This window comes from Pedobacter sp. R-06 (assembly GCF_049913135.1).
Lineage (GTDB): Bacteria > Bacteroidota > Bacteroidia > Sphingobacteriales > Sphingobacteriaceae > Pedobacter.
The window spans coordinates 4095390-4119696 of record NZ_CP183977.1 but is presented as its reverse complement, the minus strand read 5'-3'; the positions used below and the strand labels follow the sequence as shown (position 1 = coordinate 4119696).

The 24307-nt window shown below is 39.1% G+C and carries 23 protein-coding genes; 12 read left to right on the top strand and 11 right to left on the bottom strand.

The features are described 5' to 3' along the window. Nucleotides 1-1261: 1261 nt before the first annotated feature. Nucleotides 1262-1720 (bottom strand): type I restriction enzyme HsdR N-terminal domain-containing protein, encoded by a 459-nt coding sequence (locus ACN9MR_RS16375; protein WP_426325184.1) that lies wholly within the window; start codon nucleotides 1718-1720, stop codon nucleotides 1262-1264. A 285-nt stretch (nucleotides 1721-2005) separates the two neighbouring features. Here ACN9MR_RS16375 and holA point away from each other — a divergent pair, with 285 nt between their 5' ends. The 3 genes from holA to ACN9MR_RS16360 all read left to right on the top strand — a co-directional run bounded on the left by holA (nucleotide 2006) and on the right by ACN9MR_RS16360 (nucleotide 6961). After that, nucleotides 2006-3028, top strand: a complete 1023-nt coding sequence (holA, locus tag ACN9MR_RS16370; RefSeq protein ID WP_057933598.1) for a DNA polymerase III subunit delta — start codon at nucleotides 2006-2008, stop codon at nucleotides 3026-3028. Nucleotides 3029-3164: 136 nt separating this feature from the next. Beyond that, a complete protein-coding gene (locus tag ACN9MR_RS16365; RefSeq protein WP_426325183.1) occupies nucleotides 3165-5423 on the top strand; it encodes a glycosyl hydrolase family 95 catalytic domain-containing protein in 2259 nt (752 codons plus the stop codon). A 26-nt stretch (nucleotides 5424-5449) separates the two neighbouring features. Beyond that, nucleotides 5450-6961, top strand: coding sequence for a sulfatase family protein (locus ACN9MR_RS16360; RefSeq protein WP_426325182.1), 1512 nt, complete (start codon nucleotides 5450-5452; stop codon nucleotides 6959-6961). 181 nt (nucleotides 6962-7142) lie between these two features. Here ACN9MR_RS16360 and ACN9MR_RS16355 read toward each other — a convergent pair whose 3' ends face one another. Then, nucleotides 7143-7883 (bottom strand): class I SAM-dependent methyltransferase, encoded by a 741-nt coding sequence (locus ACN9MR_RS16355; RefSeq protein WP_426325180.1) that lies wholly within the window; start codon nucleotides 7881-7883, stop codon nucleotides 7143-7145. Nucleotides 7884-7919: 36 nt separating this feature from the next. Between ACN9MR_RS16355 and ACN9MR_RS16350 the strand changes: the two genes are divergently transcribed. The 4 genes from ACN9MR_RS16350 to ACN9MR_RS16335 all read left to right on the top strand — a co-directional run bounded on the left by ACN9MR_RS16350 (nucleotide 7920) and on the right by ACN9MR_RS16335 (nucleotide 10970). Next, nucleotides 7920-8912 (top strand): helix-turn-helix domain-containing protein, encoded by a 993-nt coding sequence (locus ACN9MR_RS16350; protein WP_426325179.1) that lies wholly within the window; start codon nucleotides 7920-7922, stop codon nucleotides 8910-8912. Between the two features lie 479 nt (nucleotides 8913-9391). Then, nucleotides 9392-9952, top strand: a complete 561-nt coding sequence (locus tag ACN9MR_RS16345) for an RNA polymerase sigma factor (RefSeq protein WP_426325178.1) — start codon at nucleotides 9392-9394, stop codon at nucleotides 9950-9952. Next, nucleotides 9933-10202, top strand: coding sequence for a hypothetical protein (locus ACN9MR_RS16340; protein WP_426325177.1), 270 nt, complete (start codon nucleotides 9933-9935; stop codon nucleotides 10200-10202). Before ACN9MR_RS16345 ends, ACN9MR_RS16340 begins: the two co-directional genes overlap by 20 nt. Before the next feature lie 78 nt (nucleotides 10203-10280). Beyond that, nucleotides 10281-10970, top strand: coding sequence for an ATP-dependent Clp protease proteolytic subunit (locus ACN9MR_RS16335; protein WP_426330233.1), 690 nt, complete (start codon nucleotides 10281-10283; stop codon nucleotides 10968-10970). A gap of 151 nt (nucleotides 10971-11121) precedes the next feature. On the opposite strand, the gene ACN9MR_RS16330 is transcribed toward ACN9MR_RS16335, so the two are convergent. Continuing rightward, nucleotides 11122-11661, bottom strand: coding sequence for a hypothetical protein (locus ACN9MR_RS16330; RefSeq protein ID WP_426325176.1), 540 nt, complete (start codon nucleotides 11659-11661; stop codon nucleotides 11122-11124). Nucleotides 11662-12612: 951 nt separating this feature from the next. On the opposite strand from ACN9MR_RS16330, the gene ACN9MR_RS16325 reads away from it, so the two are divergent. Next, a complete protein-coding gene (locus ACN9MR_RS16325) occupies nucleotides 12613-13068 on the top strand; it encodes a helix-turn-helix domain-containing protein (RefSeq protein ID WP_426325175.1) in 456 nt (151 codons plus the stop codon). Next, nucleotides 13058-13621 (top strand): PIN domain-containing protein, encoded by a 564-nt coding sequence (locus tag ACN9MR_RS16320; protein ID WP_426325174.1) that lies wholly within the window; start codon nucleotides 13058-13060, stop codon nucleotides 13619-13621. Before ACN9MR_RS16325 ends, ACN9MR_RS16320 begins: the two co-directional genes overlap by 11 nt. 160 nt (nucleotides 13622-13781) lie before the next feature. Here the strand turns inward: ACN9MR_RS16320 and ACN9MR_RS16315 are convergent, their stop codons facing one another. The 3 genes from ACN9MR_RS16315 to ACN9MR_RS16305 form a co-directional block, all read right to left on the bottom strand. Then, nucleotides 13782-14795, bottom strand: a complete 1014-nt coding sequence (locus tag ACN9MR_RS16315; protein WP_426325173.1) for a hypothetical protein — start codon at nucleotides 14793-14795, stop codon at nucleotides 13782-13784. A gap of 263 nt (nucleotides 14796-15058) precedes the next feature. Continuing rightward, entirely contained in the window at nucleotides 15059-15703 is a 645-nt protein-coding gene (locus ACN9MR_RS16310; RefSeq protein WP_426325172.1) for a hypothetical protein, read from the bottom strand. 8 nt (nucleotides 15704-15711) lie between these two features. Further along, the gene (locus ACN9MR_RS16305; RefSeq protein ID WP_426325171.1) at nucleotides 15712-16578 is read right to left on the bottom strand and encodes a PIN domain-containing protein; all 867 of its coding nucleotides are present in this window, start codon (nucleotides 16576-16578) and stop codon (nucleotides 15712-15714) included. 386 nt (nucleotides 16579-16964) lie between these two features. Here ACN9MR_RS16305 and ACN9MR_RS16300 point away from each other — a divergent pair, with 386 nt between their 5' ends. Together ACN9MR_RS16300 and ACN9MR_RS16295 are read left to right on the top strand one after the other, a co-directional pair. Further along, nucleotides 16965-17369 carry an EVE domain-containing protein gene (locus ACN9MR_RS16300; RefSeq protein ID WP_057933585.1) on the top strand — a complete coding sequence of 135 codons (405 nt, stop codon included), beginning with the start codon at nucleotides 16965-16967 and terminating at the stop codon, nucleotides 17367-17369. Nucleotides 17370-17653: 284 nt separating this feature from the next. Beyond that, a complete protein-coding gene (locus ACN9MR_RS16295; protein ID WP_426325170.1) occupies nucleotides 17654-18217 on the top strand; it encodes a hypothetical protein in 564 nt (187 codons plus the stop codon). A gap of 158 nt (nucleotides 18218-18375) precedes the next feature. On the opposite strand, the gene ACN9MR_RS16290 is transcribed toward ACN9MR_RS16295, so the two are convergent. From ACN9MR_RS16290 to ACN9MR_RS16280, 3 genes are all read right to left on the bottom strand, one after another. After that, nucleotides 18376-19557 carry a cation:proton antiporter gene (locus tag ACN9MR_RS16290; protein ID WP_426325169.1) on the bottom strand — a complete coding sequence of 394 codons (1182 nt, stop codon included), beginning with the start codon at nucleotides 19555-19557 and terminating at the stop codon, nucleotides 18376-18378. A gap of 70 nt (nucleotides 19558-19627) precedes the next feature. Continuing rightward, nucleotides 19628-20149, bottom strand: coding sequence for an acyl-CoA thioesterase (locus ACN9MR_RS16285; RefSeq protein ID WP_276904114.1), 522 nt, complete (start codon nucleotides 20147-20149; stop codon nucleotides 19628-19630). 341 nt (nucleotides 20150-20490) lie between these two features. Then, nucleotides 20491-20619, bottom strand: a complete 129-nt coding sequence (locus ACN9MR_RS16280) for a hypothetical protein (protein WP_426325168.1) — start codon at nucleotides 20617-20619, stop codon at nucleotides 20491-20493. A 19-nt stretch (nucleotides 20620-20638) separates the two neighbouring features. Here ACN9MR_RS16280 and ACN9MR_RS16275 point away from each other — a divergent pair, with 19 nt between their 5' ends. Continuing rightward, nucleotides 20639-22126, top strand: a complete 1488-nt coding sequence (locus ACN9MR_RS16275; RefSeq protein WP_426325167.1) for an alpha-amylase — start codon at nucleotides 20639-20641, stop codon at nucleotides 22124-22126. Between the two features lie 235 nt (nucleotides 22127-22361). Here ACN9MR_RS16275 and ACN9MR_RS16270 read toward each other — a convergent pair whose 3' ends face one another. Both ACN9MR_RS16270 and ACN9MR_RS16265 read right to left on the bottom strand, forming a co-directional pair. Continuing rightward, nucleotides 22362-23288 (bottom strand): hydroxypyruvate isomerase family protein, encoded by a 927-nt coding sequence (locus ACN9MR_RS16270; protein ID WP_426325166.1) that lies wholly within the window; start codon nucleotides 23286-23288, stop codon nucleotides 22362-22364. A 20-nt stretch (nucleotides 23289-23308) separates the two neighbouring features. After that, the gene (locus tag ACN9MR_RS16265; RefSeq protein ID WP_426325165.1) at nucleotides 23309-24304 is read right to left on the bottom strand and encodes an FAD:protein FMN transferase; all 996 of its coding nucleotides are present in this window, start codon (nucleotides 24302-24304) and stop codon (nucleotides 23309-23311) included. Nucleotides 24305-24307 lie beyond the last annotated feature (3 nt).

The following is a 24307-nucleotide window of genomic DNA, read 5'->3' as shown; positions in this document are numbered from 1 at the left end:
CAACGGCCAAGAAGAATATTATTCTACTTTCATTTTATTTTGGAAAGCAATTGCAGTAGATCTTTTTAACGTTTGTCCTGCTTTCTGCTCCAATCTTTTTTGCCCTTCGACTCCGCTATCATTGAAGTTATTTGCAAATCATTATTAGTCAAAACTTTAGCTGCTTTAGTATTTCCATCCAGCTAGGCCATAGCACGATATCTCCGTTCTGCTTAAATCCGGCCTAACAAATTTTTCGGGCTGCACTGTCTAAGCCAACCCACTAGCTTCGAAAGAAAAATTTTCAGCCGGCAGTTTTTGTTTCTTTTTGATGCCAAAAAGAAAGAGCCCTTCGGCGGCGGCGAGCCGAGGCAAGACCGAGCAGTAGGAAAAGGGAAACGATTGTACGTCACTCATATTGATTTTTATAAAATAAATTACCCCTCAGGGTGACAAAAAAGGATTTTCGCGTCAATCAGGTTTAGAATCAGAAGGCTTTTGCTGCTATTGGAGATTGCATAGCATGATTCAGGAAGATGTTATTCCTGTCCCACCGACCAAGAAGAATATTATTTTACTTTCATTTTATTTTGGAAAGCAATTGCAGTAGATCTTTTTAAGGTTAGTCCTGCTTTTGCTCCAATCTTTTTTGCCCTTCGACTCCGCTACCATTGACGTTATTTGCAAATCATTATTAATCAAAACTTTAGCTGCTTTAGTATTTCCATCCAGCTAGGCCATAGCACGATATCCCCGTTCTGCTTAAATCCGGCCTAACAAATTTTTCGGGCTGCACTGTTCAAGCCAACCTACTAGCTTCGAAAGAAAAATTTTCAGCCGGCAGTTTTTGTTTCTTTTTGATGCCAAAAAGAAAGAGCCCTTCGGCGGCGGCGAGCCGAGGCAAGACCGAGCAGTAGGAAAAGGGAAACGATTGTACGTCACTCATATTGATTTTTATAAAATAAATTACCCCTCAGGATGACAAAAAAGGATTTTCGCGTCAATCAGGTTTGAGATCGGAAGGGATGTTGCTACTATTGATGGATATAACTTGATTCAGAAAACGATCTTATTCCTGCACCTTGCAAACCACTAATAGTTCTGCTGACCGTGCCAATTAAACCCGATCAAAGCGTGATGCTCCGATTTTTCATCGGGGCAGAAGCGGGAGCGGGACAGGAATAGGCCTAAATACTGCTGTTCCTGCTTTCCAAAAAAAAAAGAATCATTTTATTAAAGCTGTGATTGCCCCTGTACCTTGGTAATAAAGAAACTATACACCTCATAATCCCAAATATTCCGGCATTTCTTGTACGAAGTTAAAGCTGCCCTTTTCCATATCCATCTTCGCATAAACATGCTGCAAACCATTGGTCAGCACAATCCATTTCGCTTGATGGATAGAATTATACCGCGAAGCCTGATCGAAAACCGATTGCGTAATCTTTACTTTGGGTGCCTTACATTCAATTAACATCAGCTTTTCGCCAGCGGTATTGTACACCAAAATATCGCTCCGCTTTTGCAATTGGTTTAACACCAAACCACCCTCAATCTGGATTAATGTGCGGGGGAATTTCTTTTCCAAAACCAGGTGCTGTATAAAATGCTGACGTACCCATTCCTCGGGTGTAAGCACCAGGTGCTTTTTCCTCAACTCATCGAAAATAAAAACCACATCATCCTTTTGGGTAATTTTAAATGGATAGGGCGGTAGGTTAAGCGGAGTAGGGGTAAACATTTTCTCAGTTGGTGGTTATCGGTTTGCAATTGGCAGTAATCAGTTTTCAGTTAACAGTTGGAAGTTCTCCGTTAACAATGGAACAGGCTATCAATTATTATTGCGCCAAAGTTAATTAATTCTAAGCGATGCAAGGAAATTTCCAATCATCTCACCTCTCAAATCTGGTATCTCAAACCTGGTGTCCCAAATCTAGTGTCTCAAATCTCACTTCTAATATCTCACCTCTCTTAAATTATAAACATTTACCCAAATCGTTAAACCTAAATCGTAATTTTACGGGCAATGACTGCTGCCGAAATTATTAAAGATATCAAAGCCCGAAAATTCAAACCTGTGTACTTATTACATGGAGAAGAATCTTACTACATCGATCAGGTGACTGATTACATTGAAGATAAGCTGCTGAACGATGCCGAAAAAGGTTTCAATCAGACGGTTTTATACGGAAAGGATACGGATATGGCTACGGTTTTGGGTGCTGCAAAGCGTTATCCGATGATGTCTGACTATCAGGTTGTAATTGTTAAAGAGGCACAGGATTTAAAGTGGGGCAAGGAAGATTCGAGCAGCAAAGAGGGCGAATTTGTACTCAATTATTTTGAAAAACCTTTACCAAGTACCATATTGGTATTGGCCTTTAAGTATGCGAACTTCGATAAGCGCAAAAAAATCTACAAAGCCATTAATAAAAGTGGACTGATTTTTCAATCAGATCCTGTCCGCGATTATAAACTGGTGCCCTGGATTGAAGAGTTTATTAAAGATAAGGGGTACAAGATCGATCAGCAGGCATCGGCTTTAATGGCCGAATATTTAGGAACCGACCTTTCTAAAATTGCCAATGAGATTGAAAAGTTAATGCTTAATGTTCCGAAAGAGGTAACCATTAATACCGATCTGGTTCAGAAAAACATAGGTATCAGTAAAGAATATAATGTTTTCGAATTGCAGAAAGCACTGGCCATCCGCGATGTACTGAAATGCAATAAAATTATCAATTACTTCGCCAGCAACCCTAAAGCCAATCCAACAGTAATGGTTTTGGCCAATTTAGGTGGTTACTTTACTAAACTTCTAAAATACCACTATATCCCCAATAAGGCCGATGCAGCATCGGCTTTGGGTGTGCCTCCATTCTTTATTAAAGATTATGAGGTAGCTGCAAGAAATTACAATACAGGCAAAGTTTTCCAGGTGATTGGTTTACTCCGCGAATACGATTTAAAAAGCAAGGGTTTAGATAGCACCGGAAATGTTGAAGATGGAGAACTCTTAAAGGAACTTGTTTTCAAGATTGTGCACTAATCTTTTATTAGCAAGAAAGTATTCTATATTACCCATCAAACGTTTGCGCAAATTTTAGCGGTTTTATTGTAATTTAATATCATTATTTTAGAAATTGATACAACACCACGAGTGCTAACCATTTCTAAACAAACAAATGAAAACTAAATTTACCCTATACTTTTTACTCCTGTGCTTTTCTTCCGCAGGTTATGCCCAATCATTAAAACCTTATAATCTTTCCTTTCCTAAACTCGCCAACAAGTGGGATGAAGCCATGCCTTTAGGAAATGGTATGTTAGGCGTTTTAATATGGGAAAAGAACAATAAACTACGTCTTTCATTAGATCGTGCCGATCTGTGGGACGAACGTAAAGCGCTGGATATTTCGAAACTTAACTTTAAATGGGTAGAAGAGCAGGTTCATCAAAATAACTATGCTGCCGTTCAAAAAATAGGTGATGAACCTTATGATAGCAGTCCATATCCAACCAAATTACCAGCAGCTGCAATGGAATTTGATATTGCTAAATTAGGTAAAGTAGTGTCGAACGAATTGGATATCGAAACGGCCTTAAATACGGTAAAATTTGAAAATGGTACTGTTTTTAACTGTTACATCCATGCAAAGCGGCAACGGGGATATTTTAGTTTCGAAAATCTTAAATCTACGGCGGTTATACCTAACTTGATTGTGCATAATTACGCCAATAATCTGATAGAAAAAGGCGATAACAGCCATGCAGGTGAGGGGTTACAGAAACTGGGCTATGCAAAAGGAACAGTTAACAATACGATAAATAGTGTCCGTTACCATCAGCCTACTTATGATGGCCATTATTATGAAGTGTTGTTTAAATGGAAAACAATAGCAAACGGGAATGTAATCGGTTCCTGGACCATTAGTAATGATGAAGCGGCAAAATTACCTGGTATTTCTTCAACAGCGAAAGAGCCAACAGGCTGGATTTCTCATACCAGATGGTGGAAGGATTTCTGGAATAAATCGAATATCGCTGTTCCGGATCAGCTTATTCAAAAACAATACTATTTAGAAATGTATAAATTAGGTTGTGTAGCCAGAAAAGGAGCACCGGCCATTACTTTACAAGCCGTTTGGACAGCCGATAATGGCAGCTTACCGCCCTGGAAAGGCGATTTCCACAATGATTTAAATACCCAATTGAGTTATTGGCCAACATATACCGCTAACCACCTGGCCGAAGGAGCCACTTTTACCGATTGGCTATGGAAAATCAGAAAAAGTAACCTTGTCTATACCAAACAGTATTTTGGTGTTGAAGGCTTAAACGTTCCTGGTGTAGTTACCTTAAATGGCGATCCGATGGGTGGATGGATCCAGTATTCACTTTCACCAACCGTAAGCGCATGGACTTCGCAACATTTTTATTGGCAGTGGAAATATAGTATGGATAAAGCGTTTCTTAAAACCAGGGCCTATCCATACATCCATGAAGCAGCAACTTACCTGGAGAATATTACAAGGCTGAAAGATGGCAAACGTTCACTGCCTTTAAGCTCTAGTCCTGAGTATAACGATAACAGTATTAAAGCCTGGTTCCTAAATTGGACCAATTTCGATTTGGCATTAGCTAAATTTTTATTTAAAGCTGCGGCCGAAGTAAGCCGGGCAAAAGGTAAAATAGATGAAAGCAAACATTGGACGGAAATACTGAATCAGTTACCGGATTACGAAATAAATGAAACTGGTTTTACCATTGCTCCTGGATCTAATTTAACAAGCTCGCACAGGCACATGTCGCAGTATATGGCCATATATCCGCTCGATTTATTGGATGTTAACCGCGAGCAGGATAAAGCCATTATTGTTAATTCTTTAAAACGTTTAGAAGAAATTGGTACAAGGGCATGGTGTGGTTATTCTTTTAGCTGGATGGCTTCTATATATGCAAGGGCTTACCAGGCCGATAAGGCGGTAAAGCAACTGGAAATTTTTGCATCCAATTTCTGTTCGGCCAACAGTTTTCATTTAAACGGCGATCAGAAAGGTGGGCAGTACTCTGGCTTTACCTACCGCCCTTTTACGCTAGAAGGCAATTTTGCCTTTGCACAGGGTGTTCAGGAACTTTTATTGCAAAGCAGAAATGGTTATATACAGGCATTTCCGGCTGTACCACAAAGCTGGAAAGATGTAGCTTTTAATAATCTACGTGCTGAAGGTGCCTTTTTAGTTAGCGGGAATAAAGAAAACGGTGTGCCAACAAAAGTAAAAGTTTATGCAGAAAAAGCGGGTATACTTAGAATTAAACTGCCTTTTAAAACCTATGTGGTAAGAGATATGCCTGTTGGAAGTGTAAAAATGGGCGATGATGGAATTGCCGAAGTGAATCTTAAAAAACAGCAGACCATCGTTTTTGAAAATGGATATGAATAATGCCTTTAAATTTAACGAAATCATCAATGAGAAAAATAATATTGATCACTGCGCTGTTATGCTGCAAATTAAGTTATGCCCAGCAAAAACCAAATATTGTAATCATCATTTCTGATGACCACGCTTTTCAGGCCATAAGCAGTTATGGTAGTAAATTAACGCAAACACCCAATATCGATCGTATTGCCCGGTCGGGGGTAACCTTTAACAAAGCTTACGTAACCAATTCTATTTGCGGGCCAAGCAGGGCCGTTATATTAACAGGATTATATAGCCATAAAAATGGCTTTAAAGATAATGAAACCTCTCATTTTGACCACGGTCAGGATAACTTTGCCAAACACCTTCAGGCAGGGGGCTATCAAACTGCATGGATAGGCAAGTTGCACCTGGGTAATAAACCTCAGGGATTCGATTATTACAGCATCCTTCCAGATCAGGGGCAATACTACAATCCCGATTTTATCGATATGGATGGTAAAACCGTGCATAAAGAAGGTTATGTAAGCAATTTGATTGAGGATGCCTCTGAACAGTGGTTAGATAATAGAGACCAATCGAAGCCGTTCTGTTTGGTTATTGGGCACAAAGCCACGCACCGTACCTGGCTTCCGGATACGGCTGATATGGGGAAATTCGATAAAGTGAAATTCCCTTTGCCTAAAAATTTTTACGATAATTATGTAAACCGGGAAGCGGCAAAAGTACAGGATATGACCATTGATAAAACCATGTTAATGGGCTACGACCTGAAAATGCTTTCTTTTAGCAAAAATGGAGAGGGCAGCGTTAACCGAATGAACTTAGCACAAAGGGCCAGGTTCGATGCCTACTATAAACCAATTGAAGCCGATTTAAAAAGCCGGAATTTAACTGGCAAAGCCTTGGTAGAATGGAAGTATGAACGTTATATGCGCGATTATTTAAGCACCGCAGCATCGCTCGACCGAAATATTGGACGTACACTCGATTACCTTGAAAAACACAATCTTACTAAAAATACCATTGTAATTTATCTTTCAGATCAAGGCTTTTATTTGGGCGAGCATGGTTGGTTTGATAAACGTTTTATGTATGAAGAATCTTTCAGAACACCAATGGTGATGAGCTACCCGGGGGTGATTAAACCGGGAAGCAAAAGCGAGGCTTTTGTGATGAATCTTGATATTGCGCCAACTTTGCTTGATGCAGCCAAGCTTAAAGTGCCACAGGCTATGCAAGGGAAATCGATGCTACCTTTGTTTCAATCAAAAAAAGTGGCATTCAGGGATGCCATGTTTTATCATTATTATGAAAATGGTGAACATTCCGTATCTCCTCATTTTGGCGTTAGAACCGAACGATATAAATTGATCCGCTTTTACAAACGTGTTAATAGTTGGGAATTATACGACCTGAAGAATGATCCCTCAGAAGAAAATAATTTATACGGCAAAAAAGAGTACGAAAATATTGTGGCTCAATTAAAAGGCAGATTAAACAACCTTATCGATCAATATGACGACCAGGATGCCAAAAGTATTATCGCAGAACTTTAAATATCTGCTGAGGTTGTTGCCAATAATTTAATGCTGAAGGCGGCCAATGCGCTTTTGAGCGCATTTGGCTGTTTTGTGTTTTTAATGGCTATATATTGACCCTTCAATAGTGCAATTTTTTCAAAATCACCTCTCCAATTTTTTAAGGATTTTGCTTTGTTAAATTTAACCAGATCATCGATTATTTCAGGCCAGACACCACGATAAACGGTCTGCTGATTTCCTTTCCGTTTTGATCCATTATCGTTTCCATCATTTTCTTTACTTCAATATTCGAAAATCCCGATTGTTTGAAAAATGTTTTTACCTCGTCAATCTCATAAAATGTAAAATCGAGCTGTGTCCAGGGCAGGTCGCCACCAAAGTTTTTTTCAACAAAGGCCAGGTTCATTTTTCCCCCTGGTTTTAACACACGGTAGCTTTCAGCTAGGTATGTTAGCGGATCCGGCCAGAAATAGACGGTATTTGCCGTAAAACAACAATCGAAGAAATTATCCTTAAAATTGAGTTTATTATCCGTTGTTTTAATCAATTCTATATCATTATCATCAGCTTTATAAGCAGAAAAGGCGTCTGTTATTGCGGATTCGGTAGAATAAGTGCCGGAATAACTGATATTTTTTGCTTTTTGAAACAGATAAGAGAGGTATTCGGTGCCGGCTGGGCTGATTTCCAGTACTCTTGCATTCGTTTTTAGCGGTAAATCTTGTATGAGTTTAAAAATTAGAGTGTTTTTGGGTGGGCGAGCGTTAATTTTTTGGTCTGGCGTTAATATGTTCGGATCTTCTTGCTCCTCCATGGTATAGTTATTAGTCTCTTGCGGTACATTTCGCAATTCGGGCAAAATTGAAAAATAGCGACTGTACGCTTTTACATATAAAGGATTTTCTTTTACAGAAAACCGAATTGTGGATAACCCCATTATTTTAGCTGGGCTTTTTTTGTGATAATTGCCTTTATGGGAATCAATGTTGGTAAGGATTACGGTGCCTGGAAAAAGGTAGGGGGCAGCTTTGATGATCTTCCTGTTCGGGGAGGATTGGTAACAGAAAAGAAGGAGAAATACAGTTTTTCTTTTAGCGATGCCGAATTGGTACAGATCAATATCCCTGGCATCTATATCGTATATGGCGATATCATATTTAAACAGCAACAGATGTATTTCAGGCCTACTTACGATGTGCCCGATATGGTTAAACTGCGTTTTACGCTCTCTGGCAATGGCAAGATCTTTAACCGGGTAAATAAGCAGCAGTATATCTTTAATTCCAACCAGCAGAATATTATTTACATGCCTGAGCTTGATGGTACCGGCGAATATGATACCGGCCATAGCTACCGCTTTTTTGAGGTACATTTTGCTAAAGAAAAGTTTTTGCAGCTGGCAGAACATTCCACCAAAGCATTGCAGGTGTTGGCAGATTACGCCGATACCGGGCGTTATACGCAGCTGGCGGAGCAAAACCTTCCCATTTCATGGGCCATGCAGCACTGCATCCGCAATATTCTAGATTGTGATTACCCCGAAGGCCTGAAAAGTATGTTTATCGAATCGAAATGTATTGAGCTGCTTGTGCTCCAGGCCGAAGCTTTTGAACGTGCAATTAACCAAAAACAGCCTGCAGCGTTACATTCTGCTTACGAGAGGGATTGCCTTTATCAGGCAAGGGATTACCTCATTGCCAATATCCACCAACCACCATCGGTTGCCGAACTGGCTAAATTATGCGGCATTAACGAATTTAAACTTAAACAGGGCTTTAAAGGACTGTTTGATAACAGCATATTCGGTTATTTGAGCGATTACAGGCTTAACCATGCAAAAGAGTTACTGCTCGAAGGCCTACCCATAAAATCGGTGGCATTTATGCTTGGTTATTCATCTGTACAACACTTCAGCAATGCTTTTAGAAAGAAATTTAGCTTAACACCGGGTAAGCTGAAGGGGTAGGATGGGAATTGATTAATACTCTACAGCCTGGATATTCTGCTACCGCTCTATGCCGCGGGGGCATCAAACTTTTGAGGCATCAAAAGTATGCAAAAATGCTTTGTCATCCGATAGCTATCGGATCCAACAATGAGCCTTTTGCACAATCTAATGCTCATCAAAAAAACAGCGGCACTTCGTTTTGTGTTCAATATTTTCTAAAATTAAATCATCGTTATGAACACAAAACCACTGCGTTTCAGGTTTGTTAGTGCCAATTTACCTGAACTGCACCTGTTTTTTTGATTCCTCCGGCTCTTGGGATTGACGGGCGTGCTTCGGTAAGGGTTGTGTTTTTTCAAAGCAAGCCAGCATAATGCCCTAAACAAGTTTTACAATATGTTTTTTCATGATAGGCTTAAAGGACAGAAAAAAATAATTGCTAATTTTAGGTGATATCTGATCAAAAATAGCCACATACTAAATAAAGCATAGTAATCATGACAGCAACATCAACTAAAGAGCAGCCCAGCCACCGCGAAGCGCTTTTTATGAAACTCTACAAAGAAGCCTTTCCTTTGGTGGCAAGGCATGTAAGCAAGATGGGCGGATCATTTGAGGAAGCGAAAGATATTTTTCAGGATGCACTGGTGGTGTATTACGAGAAAGTACAGGTTTCTGGCCTGCGGCTGAAGTATCAGGAGAAAGCCTATTTATTTGGGATCGCCAGATATTTATGGATTAAACGTTATAAAGAAAACGACAGGCAAGTTACCCTTAATCCGCTTGGCCTTGTTCTTAATGAAGAGATCGATTTGGCTGATACCGGATATGAGGAAGTTTCTTCGGGGAAACTGATGCAATTACTGGAGCAGGCCGGACAGAAATGTATGCAGTTGCTCAGTGCTTTCTATTACGAAACACTGGATATGGAAACACTGGCAGGGCGTTTTGGCTTCTCGGGTGCACGCTCTGCAACCGCCCAGAAATTTAAATGCCTCGAAAAAGTGAAAGAAACGGTTAAAGCAAAATCCTTAAAATATGAAGACATCGTTGAATGAACTCCGTTTGATAGAGCATTACCTGCTGTCGGACAATAAGGATGGAGAAAGTTTCCTGTTCGAAGCCAAAATGATCTTACAGCCTGAGCTAAAGCAGCAGGTTTACTGGCAAAACAAAACCTATCAAATGGTGCGTGACTATGGTCGGAAGCAGCTGAAAAATGAAATCGATAACATACACGAAACGTTGTTTAATACCGATGAGCATCATAGCTTCAGGCAAAAGGTAATGCGTTTCTTCAGCAAATAAACAATCAGTTTAATTTATAAATCGTGCCTTATTATCGGGGCAGGGGCATTGTTATGCCTAAAATTTAAAATCAATATGATGGATATCAACAAAGAATTCCGCCTTTATGCGGTAAAACACCAGCGCTTAAACAGCCTTTATGTAGATCAGTATATGGGCAGAACAGCTGCTTATACCATGCCTGTTGCCATGACGCCCTATATTACGGAAGAACGCCAGCTGAATGTGGCACAAATGGATGTTTTCTCCCGATTGATGATGGACAGGATTATTTTTTTAGGGGAAGCCGTTGATGAGCGTAATGCAAATGTGATACAGGCACAGTTGCTTTTTTTGCAGTCGGTTGATACCAAAAGCGACATTCAATTGTATATTAATTCGCCTGGTGGATCGGTGTATGCAGGCTTTGGCATTTATGATACCATGCAGTATATCGCGCCTGATGTGGCCACCATTTGTACGGGTATTGCACTTTCTATGGGTTCGGTATTGTTGTGCGCTGGAGCTGCGGGTAAACGTTCGGCCCTGCAGCACTCGAGGGTCATGATTCATCAAACCTCGGGTGGGGCAGAGGGAACCGCTATTGATATGGATATCAGGATCAGGGAGGTGTTAAAAGTCCAGTCGGATCTGTACCACATTTTGGCGAAACATAGTGGACAAAGTTATGAGCGGATAAATGAAATTGCCAGCCGCGATTATTGGATGACCGCCATCGAAGCAAAGGAATTTGGAATGATAGATGAGGTGTTAACGCGTGGAGAATAGGGGCTTGGTTTGGTTCAAATATCTTTATTAAATGTATCTAGCAAGGGTTAAAAATCTTAACCACCCCGCCCTTTGGGCACCCCTCCTAAATTAGGAGGGGAGTTGCCCCTCATAGCTGTATAATTTAAATGGCCAATTAAATATTGAACGTTTATGGTGTAGCTGCTAAACCGATCGTTTCATTATTATATTCATTATACTCAACAGCATTACACCAGGCATCGCAGTCTGACAGCCAATCATAAATCATTTTATAGGCAGCAGTAATTTCGGCAGAAAATTTTAAGGTTGCGCCTTCAAAATCATCCTCCTGAAAGATGTAGGCATTTAATCCAACATATAATAGTTCTGAAAGATGCTCCACATCAAATTGGCCAACGGCTTGTAGGTGATAACCCAGGTTTATGGCATAACGCTGAAAGATTTCTTCATTGGCCAAAAGTTTTGCTTTGGGAAGCAGGCTGATGATGTTATTTACATCGTAAAGGGCGTTGGCAATGGTAATGGGTTTGTGTTTGCCAGAGCGCGGATCGGGCCCGATAGCTGCGCTAAGCATTTCAGTAAGGAATTTATTAACTTCTGATAAACCAATCATATCGAAATAGGCTTCAATCAGTTTCCGGAACTCGGTTACAGCTGCTACCTGATTTGGGAGCTGTGTGTTTTGGTTTTTAAAATTGTCGTTTAGCATAACATTGATAAAAAGATCCTGAGACGCTGCTAAACGACAATTAACTCTTTACAGAGAAAATATAGATACGGGACTACCGCTCGTCTCAGGAATATTGTTTAAAAATTGATTTACTTATTGGCTTCTCTTTTAAGATTTGTAAAATATGTTAATTATCATTTAGCATAGGCAAGATAAATAAAATAAGTCGATCTACAAAATCTTGTTGTTCAAATAATGCATAAATGAAGGCGGTTTAATCTTGCAGTCGATAGTTCAGAGGGTGCAGTCGTTAGTTCAGACGTTGCGGTCGATAGTTCAAACGTGGCAGTCGATAGTTCAGACGTGGCAGTCAACAGTTCAGACGTTGCAGTCGATAGTTCAGAGGTTGCAGTTGATAGTTCAGAGGTTGCAGTCGATAGTTCAGAGGTTGCAGTCGATAGTTCAGATGTTGCGGTCGATAGTTCAGACGTTGCGGTCGACAGTTCAGACTTTGCAGTCGATAGTTCAGACGTTGCGGTCGATAGTTCAGACGTTGCAGTCGACAGTTCAGACGTTGCAGTCGACAGTTCCAACGTTGCAATCGACAGTTCCAACGTTGCAGTCGACAGTTCCAACGTTGCGGTTGACAGTTCAGACGTTGCAGTCAGTAGTTCAAACGTTGCGGTCGATAGTTCAAACGTTGCAGTCGATAGTTCAGACGTTGCGGGCGTTAGTTCAGACTTTGTAGTCGATCGTCAGTTAGTTGAGTTAGTCATTGTACTACCATGAGCTTGTTCTTTGATATTGATAAATTTCATTTCTCCCTGTTTTTTGTATTCTTAAGTTTTTACAGTTTTTGGGTTCGTAACTGTTAGTATGTATTTCTTCTTTCAAACTATTGGTCTATCTGGTTTGTTATGTTTTTGTTTATTTTATTTATTTCGTTTATTTCGTTTGTGTTTTTTGTTTAACTTCGTAGAAAATTGCAGCATGATTTCAACTGATCAAACACGCCGTCCTTCCAAAACAGAGCAGAAGATGGCCATAGAATCTTTACCAGCTTTATCATCGATACTCTCCAACATCCATTCTGAACAGACTGAGATTGAGATTGAGGAGACGGGTGAACGCATTAAGATACCTGCCAGGGCTTTGGTATTTCTTGGCGATATTTTAAAGGCTATGGGTGAAGGCAAGCCTGTTTCTATAGTTCCAATGGCAACAGAGGTAACTACCCAGAAGGCAGCCGAAATATTGGGATGTTCAAGACCATATTTAGTAAAATTACTGGAAGAGGGGGCTATTGAGTTTATCAAAGTGGGCAAACACCGCAGGATAAAATTCGAGGATGTAGTGGCTTACAGAGAAAAGATGAAAGTGCAGCAGAAGAACAATATTATCGACATTATGAGCGCTGATGAGGAACTCGGAATGTATGATTCATAGTGTAAGGTTTAAGGCAGTACTGGATACCAATGTAATCTATCCAGTTGTGATCAGGGACCTGCTTTTCTGGTTTGCCCATTATGATCTTTATACGCCCAAGTGGGGTACTAATATTTTCTGTGAGTGGAAAGAAGTGATGCTCAGGCATGGCGTGGAAGAGAGGGAAGCTGAAAAGCGGGTGCAAAAGGCAAACCAGGCTTTCCCGGATGCTTTGGTGGGTAATTATGAAGGTCTTATTTCGCAGCTTCAGTTATCGGATGAGGATGACCGTCATGTGCTTGCGGCTGCAATTAAAACGAACGCAAATGTGATTGTTACCAATAACCTCAAGGATTTTCCAGAGGAATATCTGGACACTTTCGGTCTAAAGGCCAAAAGTGCTGATGATTTTCTCACCGATATTATCGATCTGAATCAGGAGCAGGCGATTAAGGCTTTCCGCGAGATGGTGCTGAACCGGAAGAATCCCGCAATGGATGAATATCAAGTATTGGAAAGCCTGCGTAGGAATGGGCTTATCGATACTGCAAATTATTTGCATGCGCTATTGTAAAATCCTCGTACTATCCTTATTAATTAAAGCACAAGTCATCCAGGCTACTAGCATAGAACTAAAACTTGCGCTAGTAATGGTGCCGCGTATGCATTTTGAGAATAGCTGTATATTAATAGTGAATTATTAGACGCATGAATGCGCTAATTCAATAACATTCCTATTCTGAATAATATGTGTAGGATTGGCTAAAAGCCTTCTTATCTGAAAGTATTATCATTTTTTTTGACAACAGCTTACAGAATATAACATTGGTAATCTTTTCTGCAAGTTCAATATCTATTTCTCCAGGTTCTTTGAAAACTAAAAATAGATAATATCTCTTTTTTTCTTTTTTTGAAAAGTCAGTAACACTTACATTTTTTTTCTTTAAAAACTCATCAACCTTGAGATAAAGATCTTTATCTCTAAGGTGAGTATTAAATTCATTGTCAAATGATTGATAATAATTAAGGACAAAATCTATCATGTCGTCTTTCGTAAACCTGTAACTTGGTTTATAAGTTTCTGTATTGTAATCCACAGAATTTGGATACGTTGAGTGCAACCAAGCTAAGAATAATTTAAAAATTGCATTTTGTGTTGATTCAAGATTATAGCTTTTTTTGATAAGATCGTCTTTATTTTCAAGACTTTTAGCATAAATCCAAATTAGAGAAGTAAGTATTAAGCATGTGAACCAAATTATCGTAAAAGAAAGATGCTCAAAATTAATCCACATTTTCAAAATTTTATGTCTTTCTACTATGGAAGGAAATAACCATAGGGTTGTGATGACTGATGTAATTACTAAGGAAGAAATTTTGTAAGAGAAATGTTTTTTCTGAAATTTAATTACGCTTGTATTTATACTTGTGTCAAGTTGTTTTGAAATTTCGTCCTCGGTGATTAAATCATTTTTAGTTTTGATTATATATGCATCTTCTATTTTTTGGAGAAAATTTGTAAGATCTTTCCTTGTCAGTGCAAAATTTGTATTTTGGTTATCAATAAAATCTTTAGCATTCGATACTTCTTCATAATCTTTCTCTTGTTTTTTGTTTATGTACTGTCCCCCGTTTTTGTCCGGATGTAATTTCGCAAGCATGTTAATTAGTTGTTTACGAATTTCATCTATTTCGGTAGCTTCAAATCCGAAATATTCTTTGATGTCTTCAATTGATTTGAATTCCATTATTATTAGGTGCTGTTTTAGTATAACTAAATGTCGAGTATAAAATATATGTCTCTGAAAATTTCCCCACATCTAGCGCAAGTCTTAGTGCCCCTGGCCAAAGTATTGACCTGACTTGTGCTTAATAAATCCGTCAATCAAATCTCTGTTAAGCACAAGTCATCAAGCCCACTAGCTTAAACGCTAAGACTTGCGCTAATAATGGGTTAAATCAGATTATATTCAATAACATTCAGGTTTTTGGACATTGTTTCAATCAAAAGTTATTCTTCACAAAGATTATCAAACTTTCTAATAAACGCTTTTTTTCTTTTGTTTGAAGACATTAATTCAGATTTGTAATGAATGTTTATGAATTCTAATATAGAGGCATAAAACTCATCCCTGTAAATAATTGTTTCAATAGGAGTTTTTTTTAGTAAAGTTCCATCACCTGAATTCCCCCAAATAGTCCAATTGCCGTTAGTTCTCGATTCGTGTAATAATCCACATCGTACGTTTCTATAAAATTCTCCAGCATTGATCACGTTAAAATGAGTGTTAAATGGAATACGATTAGTTAAAAAATCAATGAAAATTTGCCCGCTTGCGCCATATTCATATTGTCCTAATAACGGGTCGCCTTTTTTTCTATATCTATAACTTTTACCTTGATAGGTTGCCTCTAAAAATTCGATAAGGGAACAAATAATCGTCATTATTGAAAACCCTTCGCCAGTGTAAGCATCGTTCTTCTTTATTGATTTAATAGGGTTTAAATATCTGTCATTCAGTCTTTTGATATAAAAGTCATTATAAGCCGTAGTCCACAAATCGGTGTTGTTGAAATCAGTCAAATCTGATTTTATTGAATCCCAGTCAGCAACTGTTTTTCTTCCAGCTATTGATGTTGTTAATGATAATCGCACTCTATTATTTAATCAATATCAATGTATGTTAACTTGGCCATTTCTGTTTTGTTCTGCAAGTTAATGTCACTTGTTACCAGACAGACTGCAGAAGAGGGGTTTTCTCTTTGGATTTCTAGAGCGCTTGCGATAATTCTGTCATCATTGTTTTCTTTATCAAGCCAAGATAGTGTCTTATCAAAGTTTGGTTCTGATGCAACCATTTTAAGCTTAATCGACTTTTCAACTGTGACACCATTAATTAAGTTCCCTTGCTGTCTGTAACCTTTTAATCTCGTAATTACAGATTTGACTTTTTTCTGAAAATCAGGATTTGAAGATTTGACTTTCAACTCATCAAGTTCACTCAAAACCGTTGGCAAAAAAATGATTGTCAAATTGTCGGAACTTGCCAACTCTTTGTACTTTTTAGGGTCTGGTTTTTGAATAAGGGCATTCGTATCAGGTATAAGTATTATTTCATTGTTACCGCTATTCGAATAAATTCGCAAGGTGTCGTAATAGAATTCAATTTCACTTTCAAATTTTAATTTAGCTTCTTGGATAGTGTTAGGGATGCTCCAATCACTTATTTTTTCAATCCAATTAGTTACAAATTTATTCGTCTCCTCAATTTTTCGTTTGGATGCTTCTGGTGAATTTTCGGTAAAAAGTTTAAATGTTTCAATCCATTGTCCGAATGCTTTCTTTATTTTAATTTGTACTGTCTGTTCAATTTCCGTTGGATTATCCCAATACTGAGATGGAGTAATGATAATAACATTTGAATAATGATCTTCCCTCCGAATTTTTATTCTTGAATTGTCCAACAGCTCCAACATTAAATGTTTGATATTATCAAGTTCAATTGTTAAATGTTCTACGAATGTCTTCATTGTATTGGAAGTAAGTGAAAAATGAATGTTTAATTTTATTAAATTTCTGATTTGGGTAATAGGAGAAGCTTCTTAAATGATTTTTTAAATTTGGAAGATTGAGAAGAGGCATAATTCATAATTTAATTATTCCAAGATATAGATAAAAACTAACATTTTATTGCGAACCTATCTGCGAAATGAGAAAATTTGTGAGAACTGGCAATTACGAAGCAATGAGGTTCGATTGGTATTCTTTGCACGAGCAACTAGCGAGATATGCTTAAATTAACTACAATCGAACTCATATTATCAGAATTGCTGGATGCTAGTCTCTCCACCTATTTCCTAATCCATTCCCTTTTATTAGTTTTGAGGGAAAATAATCGAAATAAATACGAAGTAGCATGAATCATTGGTTAGTCAAATCAGAGCCTTTTAAATACAGTTGGGAAAAATTTAATGAAGATGGCCGTACCTTTTGGGATGGCGTGCGTAATTACCAGGCTCGTAATAACCTGAAAGCCATGAAAGAAGGAGATTTGGTGCTTTTTTACCACAGCAATGAAGGTAAAAACGTGGTTGGGATTGCTAAAGTTGTGAGAGAGTTTTACCAGGACCCTACTACTGATGATGCCAACTGGGTAGTGGTTGATTTATCGCCTGTAGAAAGCCTGAAAAATCCGGTTTCTTTAGAGCAGATCAAAGCAGAACCCAGTTTGGTTGATATTTCATTGGTTAGACAAGGCCGTTTATCGGTAATGCCGCTTAAAGCTGCTGAGTTCGATAAGATTTTGGAAATGGGAAGCTAAATCAGTTGGCAGTTTTCAGTTAGCAGTTGACGGTTTTCAGTTGGCAGTTTTTAGTTAACAATTTAATCGGTTAACACGCTTAAGGTGGAGTTTAATCGTTGGAATGCTGATTGTACTGATGACCTGCAGGGTCGTAAACGAAAGCAGGTCGCAGGATTTATTAATTATCAGGTAAAGGTTCACAAAATTATTTAGGTATCCGTTAAGGGATTTTGGCGAAAGTTAACCCAGAAACTTGAAAATTCTTCAAATTTTATTATATTGATAAACCTTAACGTCTTGATATGAAAACCATCTGTTTTACACTCCTGTTTTTTCTTTCCTTTACTTTGGCAAATGCTCAGGGTATAAAACCTTACATCGCCATTCTAAAAACCCAAAATGGAAAATACAAAGGGATTTTATACAAAGTAGATTCGGTAAATGCGATCCTGAATCATGACGGCGAATTTATTAAGGTTCCGATTAGTGAAATCAAAACAGTACAGATCAGAACGATTAAAAAGGGCTATAAAGGAACGAGTTTTATTAAAATAGGTGAAGATCGGGCAGAAGAATATAAAATGAATACAGCTGGTAAAATGGTTGATAAATGGGGTAAGGAAGAGCCGGGTCTGAAGGAAGATGCGGCAGCAACTGCATACTCTGTGGTTTTTACAACACTTGCAAATGCTATTGCAATGCCTATCCATGCCATTAATCCGAATCTGGCACGTTTTAACTTTAATAAAATAGATCAAAATAAGTTAAACGAACTCAGTTATTATTCTATTTATTACCAGGCCAATCCGAATGTTTTGGCAGAATTGAAGCAGCTGAAAAGCATTTCAGCCTCATTTAAACCTTAGGTGTCTGGCGTGTGGCGTTGGGCGTCGAATGAAGCTAAATCTGTCTTGATAGATCTCTCCATTTCGCTGCGCTACAGTCGAGATGACGATCATTCTATTGGAGTTTGTCTATACGATTAACCCAATCAACTAATGACTAATGACCAATGAACCAATGACTAATGAACCTTACCATTTCTTTTACTTAGCGTTATCCCCAGCGTCATTACAATACTCGATCCCAGTACAACCAGGAACAAAAACGGCGTACCCACTTCAGGTATTTTTAAAGATGCTGGCAGGTTGAAATAAAGCAAAATGCTAATCAAGCCGCGGGGGGCAATGTATAAAATCGGGCTCAGGTTTTCTTTTTTGAATATTTTGAGAAATACCACTCTGATGATGTAAATCGATATCAAAATGAAAAGGCCATTGGCCAGTACAATTTTGTTGTTCAGGTCGCCGATATTCATGGTAAAACCAAAAATAACGAAGAAAAAAGTACGCAGAATAAAAGCGCTTTCGGCGGATAATTGATAGAGCTGGGATAAGTCGGCTGTTAAATTTTTGTATAAAAAGACACTTTTAAACCAGGCATTCTCAATGGTATCGGCATTGTTTAGGAATAGGCCCGTACTTAAAATCAACACCAGGGAGGATAGGTGGTAAGACTGACCAATGGCATAAACCAGAATCAGTATGGCTATAATTAAGAAGAACTTAATGTGGTGTACCAATCGGCCCATTACGTACAGCAACACCACACAGGCAATGGCCGATAGTAAAAGGATGAGGAAGGTACTTAACCCCAAACCAATAAAAGCAGATGTATTGATCGAATGGTTGGTAATGGCAAAATTGAAGATGATAATCCCTAAAATATCAGAGAAAGAAGATTCATAAATTACAAATTCTTTATCGGTATTGTTTAATGCCGCTGCAGAAGGGATGGCAATGGCTGAGCTGATTACACTAAAGGGAATGGCATTTGCGATACAGGTATATAAATCGCGATGGGTGATCTGGTAAATAATGCCTGTGATCACTACAATGGTTCCGATTAAAATGGTTAAGGCAGAGAAAAAAGCACTGCGAATAACCTTGTTTTTATGCCGGTCGTATTTAAGTTCGAGCGAGCCCTCAAAAACAATTAAAATTAAGCCTACAGTACCCAATGTTGGTAGGATAGAGAGGAAATTGAAGGTATGTATCTTCAGGTTATCGACCAGTAAACGTAAACCAATACCTAAAAGGAGCAGCAATAAAACCGATGGTACTTTGGTTTTACTGGCCACTAAATCAAACAGATAAGAGAAAATAACTAATCCGCTTAAAATAATAAGTATGGTATAAGTTGTCATATTTTTCAGCGTAGGGTAAACCGCTAAAATAAAACAATCGTGCTAAGCAAAAAGAAATTTAGTGTAAAAATTATGCTTTAAAGAAAAGTGCCTTCAGTTCGCTCGCATCATCAGGGCTCATTTTTCCCCCTAACACCAAACGCAATTGCCTGCGGCGCAGTGCACCATCAAATAGATCAATTTCTTCGGGTGTTTCTGGTATTAATTCTGGTACAGGGATGGTACGGGCACTCTGATCTACTGCAACAAAGGTATAATAAGCCTCGTTGCTTTTTTGGCGGGCACCACTTGGAATATTCTCCGCCCAAACATCCAAACGAACTTCTACTGAAGTATTAAAAGCCCTGGTCACTTTGGCCTCAATGGTAATTACATCACCTAATTTAATGGGTTGTTTAAAAGAAACGTTATCAACCGAAGCCGTTACCACAATACGGTTACAGTGTTTTTGAGCCGAAATTGCCGCTGCAATATCCATCCAATGGAGCAAGCGCCCACCCATTAAGTTGTTCAAGGTATTGGTATCGTTTGGTAATACCAATTCGTTCATGATTGTAAAACTTTCTCTGGCAAATTTCTTTTTTAAACTCATTTGATGGCAAAAGTAAGTAAAATGTGGTAAAATGGTATTACAAATAGATGCTGGCGGATGGAAAGGATGTTTTTTCTGCGGTGATCTGCGAAATCAACGGGGGATGGCAAGCTAAAGCAAGCTGTTTTGTAATTTATGATTAAAAAGATTGCTTCACTCCAATGCAAAGTTCCTTCTTCAGTTCGCAATGACGAAATATGTTCCCGCAGATCAGGCCGTCATGCTGAATTCATTTTACAAGCAGAAGTAGCGTTTTCAATTGCCTTGTAGTTACTACATAGTCAGCATCTTAATAGCAGGGAAGACCCTGAAATAAATTTACTTCGTAGCTTTCCGCTTCGCTACAGGTCAGGGTGACGACCGCTCGCAGATTGATGTTTTCTGCGGTGATCTGCAAAATCAGCAGGAGATATTTTGCGGATATCTTCCTGCAAATCCCAAAACAATTCAACAACTATCATGTTATCCATACAAAAAAAAATCGAATTAATGCAAAACCAGACCCTGATCCAATTTTTCCATTGGTATTATAATGAAGAACAAAATTTGTGGACTAAAGTGGCTGCCGAAGCCAGTCACTTAAAAGAAATTGGTATCACATCTGTTTGGCTGCCCCCAGCCTATAAATCAAATAATGCAGCTTATGATGTTGGTTATGCCGTTTATGATTTGTTCGATTTGGGCGAGTTCGATCAGAAAGGAAGTGTAAATACTAAACATGGTTCGAAAGACGAATATATCAAAGCGATTGAAGCACTTCACGATAATGGGGTTGGTGTTTTAGCTGATGCCGTTTTTAACCACAAAGCCGGTGGCGATGAACTGGAGAAAATAGCCGTTAGAACGGTGAATCCAGAAAATAGAAACGAATTTACCAGCGATGTTTTCGAAATAGAAGCCTGGACGAAATTTACGTTTCCCGGGCGGCAAGGTAAATATTCGGAATTTATCTGGGATCATGAGTGTTTTAGCGGGGTAGACTGGGCTGAAGACCTCCAGGAAACAGCTATTTATTCGATCCAGAATTATTTAGGTGAAGGTTTTGAAGAGGTACCTTCAACCGAATTAGGCAATTACGATTATCTGATGTACAACGATATCGATTACCGCAACAGGGCTGTAATTGAAGAATTAAAATACTGGGGAGAATGGATAGTGGAAACCACAAAAGTAGACGGTTTTCGATTAGACGCCGTTAAACACATTAATCCTGATTTTATTGTCGAGTGGATCGATCACCTCAACCAGAAATTTAACCGGGAGTTTTTTATTGTGGCCGAAGATTGGAATGTGTCAGATATAGCAGGGCAATTGAATTATATTGAAATTACCGGCGGCAGGACGCAAATATTCGATTCGCTCCTGCACCATAACTTTTTCCTGGCCAGTAAGGATGAAGCCTTTGATATGCGGACGATTTTTAATGGAACCCTGGTACAGGTTAAACCCGATCTGGCAGTAACCTTTGTTGATAACCATGATTCGCAACCTTTGCAGGCACTGGAATCTTATGTTGATTTTTGGTTCAGGCCTTTGGCTTACGCCATGATCCTGTTACGTGTACAAGGTATTCCATGTTTGTTTTTTCCTGATCTGTATGGAGGTATTTATGATGACAAGGACAAGGAAGGTGAGGAGGTACATATTGAGCTGGCGGCCATCCCTGCGGTCGAAACCATGAGTAAAATCCGTGCCGCCTTAGCGTACGGTGAGCAACGCGATTATTTTGACCACGGCATTTGTGTAGGGTGGACCCGCGCAGGTGATGAGGAACATGAAAATAGCGGTCTGGCCGTGTTGTTAAGTACAGGAGAAGAAGGTTTTAAAGAAATGGAAATTGGTAAACACTTTGCCGGAAAAACCTTTGTTGATGCGTTAGGTTATAGGGAGCAGGAGGTAACCATTGATGAAAACGGCTGGGCAGAGTTTCACTGTAATGCCGGAAGTGTATCGGTTTGGGTGTTGAAGGTGGGGTAGGTATTGCAATCTGTCAACGCAATGGCCTGTGTCCTCACAGAGCGTTTATCCGCAATTTCATCACAAGTGGTCTGTGGAGACACAGACCACGGAACGAACATTGTAGTGCCGATGATAGGCCACGTAGAATCGTCATTTCGAGCGGAGTGCAACGCAGTCGAGAAATCTATTAGCTAGATTTCTCCATTTCGCTGCGCTTCAGTCGAGATGACGACGCTTTATTTGAACATATTAATTACAAAAAGTTATCCTCCGTTCTGTAAGCCGAAATAACAGCCAGTTCCCCCTCTTTTCCACCTTTCGAATTGCCATGCTCCATGCCCATAACCCCTTTATAACCTTTTTTATGCAAGTGTTTGAATAGGTTTTTATAATTGATTTCTCCGGTTGTAGGTTCTTTCCGGCCTGGGTTGTCACCAATCTGGATGTAGGCAATTTCATCCCAGCAGCGGTCGATGGTTTTAATTAAGTCGCCTTCTGTACGTTGCATGTGGTAAATATCGTATAGGATTTTACACGAAGGACTTTTAACTGCTTTGCAAACGGCATAGGTTTCATTTGTTTTTTGAAGGAAAAGCTCCGGCGTATCGCTCAGGGTTTCCAAAACCATAATCAAACCATGGGGTTCAAAAATCTCTGCTCCGGCACGCATGGCATCAATTACATTGGCAAATTGATTGCCATAAGGCAGGTTGCGTTCATAAAACCCGGGTACAACGGTAAGCCATTTTGCATTACAACGTTTTGCTGCTTCAACCGATTTTTTGCAGGTTTCTACAAATTTGTCTTTAAACTCCTTTTTGCCAGTGGTTAAAGAGGTTTTCCAGTTATCGCCACCATCTACCACAAAAACGCCCATGCGCATACCCAGTTTCGCCAGCAGGTTCCCAATTTTTTCCTGTTCTTCTACTGAACGGTTTAGGTAGCCGTTATCTTCGATGGAACGGAATCCTTTATCGTACATAAATTGGATCTGATCTAAAAAACTCTTGCCTGCGTGGTTTTCGAACATGCCCTGGTGTGGTGCATAATCGAGGTTGAAAGTTTTATCGCTTAATGTATCATTTGTTTTTCCGGCAGCAAAAGTATTGGTCAGCCCTGCTCCTGTGGTTAGGGCACCTGCAGTAAGCAGGCTATTTCTTATAAACTCACTTCTTTTCATCGGTTTGGTTTTAACAGATATTAGTGTGTAATTAATTTTTTAAATCCACTTGTTAAGGTATCAGCCACTTTGCCATCTTTTTGATGGTACACAAAATAAGCTTCGAGATTTTTTCTGCTTTCTACAAAGGCAATTGCATCTTTAAGGTGCATGGCCATTAGGGCATTGTCGTAACCATCGGCTGTAATGGCATCATTAGCGTACACTGTTACACTGATCATTTCATTATCTAGCGGATAACCTGTTTTGGGATCGATCAGGTGTGAAATCTTTTTCTTTCCGCTCTGGTGGAATTTCCGGTAGTTACCAGAGGTGGTAATTGCTCCTGAATTAATGGCGGCGATATGCCTGATTACCGGCGTTCCATCCTTATCAGGTCCTTCAATACCGATCTTCATGGTTTCGCCATTGGGCTTAGGTCCTGAAATACGGATTTCGCCTCCCAGTTCGGCCACGTACTGTTTAATTCCTTTTTTTTCGAGATAAGCGGCAATTAAATCAACGCTGTAACCCTGGGCAATTCCGTTTAAATCGATCTGCACGCAAGGCTTTAGTTTGCTTAATAAGCCGTTCCTTAGTTTCAGGTTTTTCATGCCCACACAGGCGAGTATCGATTTAATTACTGCTGGATCGGGTTCATTTTTAGCCTCTTTTGGTCCAAAACCCCAGGCTTGCACTAATGGCGCAACCGTAATATCGAAAACACCTTTTGTATCCCGATTGATCTCGAAACTCCTTTTGAGCACATCGTTTATAAAACGATCGGTTTTGATTTCCTTTTTGGCAGCATTAAATTGATTTATCAATGATCCCTTTTTGTAAAGCGACATCGATAAATCAATTTCGTTCAATAAACTATCTATGCCTGCCTTAGTGGCTAAACTATCGGTGGCATAATACATGATGGCATAATCGGTTCCCTGTGCATAACCATTGATTTTATATTGCCTCACTTCTTTTTTCAAGGAGAAAGCAAAAATAACCGGCAAAAGGAAAAGCAAAAACCTATAACGCATCAA

What these genes read in the sequence shown, in the direction of transcription:
- ACN9MR_RS16375 (WP_426325184.1), bottom strand. Translation starts at nt 1,720, where the DNA reads ATGTTTACCCCTACTCCGCTTAACCTACCGCCCTATCCATTTAAAATT.
- holA (WP_057933598.1), top strand. Translation starts at nt 2,006, where the DNA reads ATGACTGCTGCCGAAATTATTAAAGATATCAAAGCCCGAAAATTCAAA.
- ACN9MR_RS16365 (WP_426325183.1), top strand. Translation starts at nt 3,165, where the DNA reads ATGAAAACTAAATTTACCCTATACTTTTTACTCCTGTGCTTTTCTTCC.
- ACN9MR_RS16360 (WP_426325182.1), top strand. Translation starts at nt 5,450, where the DNA reads ATGAGAAAAATAATATTGATCACTGCGCTGTTATGCTGCAAATTAAGT.
- ACN9MR_RS16355 (WP_426325180.1), bottom strand. Translation starts at nt 7,883, where the DNA reads ATGGGGTTATCCACAATTCGGTTTTCTGTAAAAGAAAATCCTTTATAT.
- ACN9MR_RS16350 (WP_426325179.1), top strand. Translation starts at nt 7,920, where the DNA reads ATGGGAATCAATGTTGGTAAGGATTACGGTGCCTGGAAAAAGGTAGGG.
- ACN9MR_RS16345 (WP_426325178.1), top strand. Translation starts at nt 9,392, where the DNA reads ATGACAGCAACATCAACTAAAGAGCAGCCCAGCCACCGCGAAGCGCTT.
- ACN9MR_RS16340 (WP_426325177.1), top strand. Translation starts at nt 9,933, where the DNA reads ATGAAGACATCGTTGAATGAACTCCGTTTGATAGAGCATTACCTGCTG.
- ACN9MR_RS16335 (WP_426330233.1), top strand. Translation starts at nt 10,281, where the DNA reads ATGGATATCAACAAAGAATTCCGCCTTTATGCGGTAAAACACCAGCGC.
- ACN9MR_RS16330 (WP_426325176.1), bottom strand. Translation starts at nt 11,661, where the DNA reads ATGCTAAACGACAATTTTAAAAACCAAAACACACAGCTCCCAAATCAG.
- ACN9MR_RS16325 (WP_426325175.1), top strand. Translation starts at nt 12,613, where the DNA reads ATGATTTCAACTGATCAAACACGCCGTCCTTCCAAAACAGAGCAGAAG.
- ACN9MR_RS16320 (WP_426325174.1), top strand. Translation starts at nt 13,058, where the DNA reads ATGATTCATAGTGTAAGGTTTAAGGCAGTACTGGATACCAATGTAATC.
- ACN9MR_RS16315 (WP_426325173.1), bottom strand. Translation starts at nt 14,795, where the DNA reads ATGGAATTCAAATCAATTGAAGACATCAAAGAATATTTCGGATTTGAA.
- ACN9MR_RS16305 (WP_426325171.1), bottom strand. Translation starts at nt 16,578, where the DNA reads ATGAAGACATTCGTAGAACATTTAACAATTGAACTTGATAATATCAAA.
- ACN9MR_RS16300 (WP_057933585.1), top strand. Translation starts at nt 16,965, where the DNA reads ATGAATCATTGGTTAGTCAAATCAGAGCCTTTTAAATACAGTTGGGAA.
- ACN9MR_RS16295 (WP_426325170.1), top strand. Translation starts at nt 17,654, where the DNA reads ATGAAAACCATCTGTTTTACACTCCTGTTTTTTCTTTCCTTTACTTTG.
- ACN9MR_RS16290 (WP_426325169.1), bottom strand. Translation starts at nt 19,557, where the DNA reads ATGACAACTTATACCATACTTATTATTTTAAGCGGATTAGTTATTTTC.
- ACN9MR_RS16285 (WP_276904114.1), bottom strand. Translation starts at nt 20,149, where the DNA reads ATGAGTTTAAAAAAGAAATTTGCCAGAGAAAGTTTTACAATCATGAAC.
- ACN9MR_RS16280 (WP_426325168.1), bottom strand. Translation starts at nt 20,619, where the DNA reads ATGGATAACATGATAGTTGTTGAATTGTTTTGGGATTTGCAGGAAGAT.
- ACN9MR_RS16275 (WP_426325167.1), top strand. Translation starts at nt 20,639, where the DNA reads ATGCAAAACCAGACCCTGATCCAATTTTTCCATTGGTATTATAATGAA.
- ACN9MR_RS16270 (WP_426325166.1), bottom strand. Translation starts at nt 23,288, where the DNA reads ATGAAAAGAAGTGAGTTTATAAGAAATAGCCTGCTTACTGCAGGTGCC.
- ACN9MR_RS16265 (WP_426325165.1), bottom strand. Translation starts at nt 24,304, where the DNA reads ATGCGTTATAGGTTTTTGCTTTTCCTTTTGCCGGTTATTTTTGCTTTC.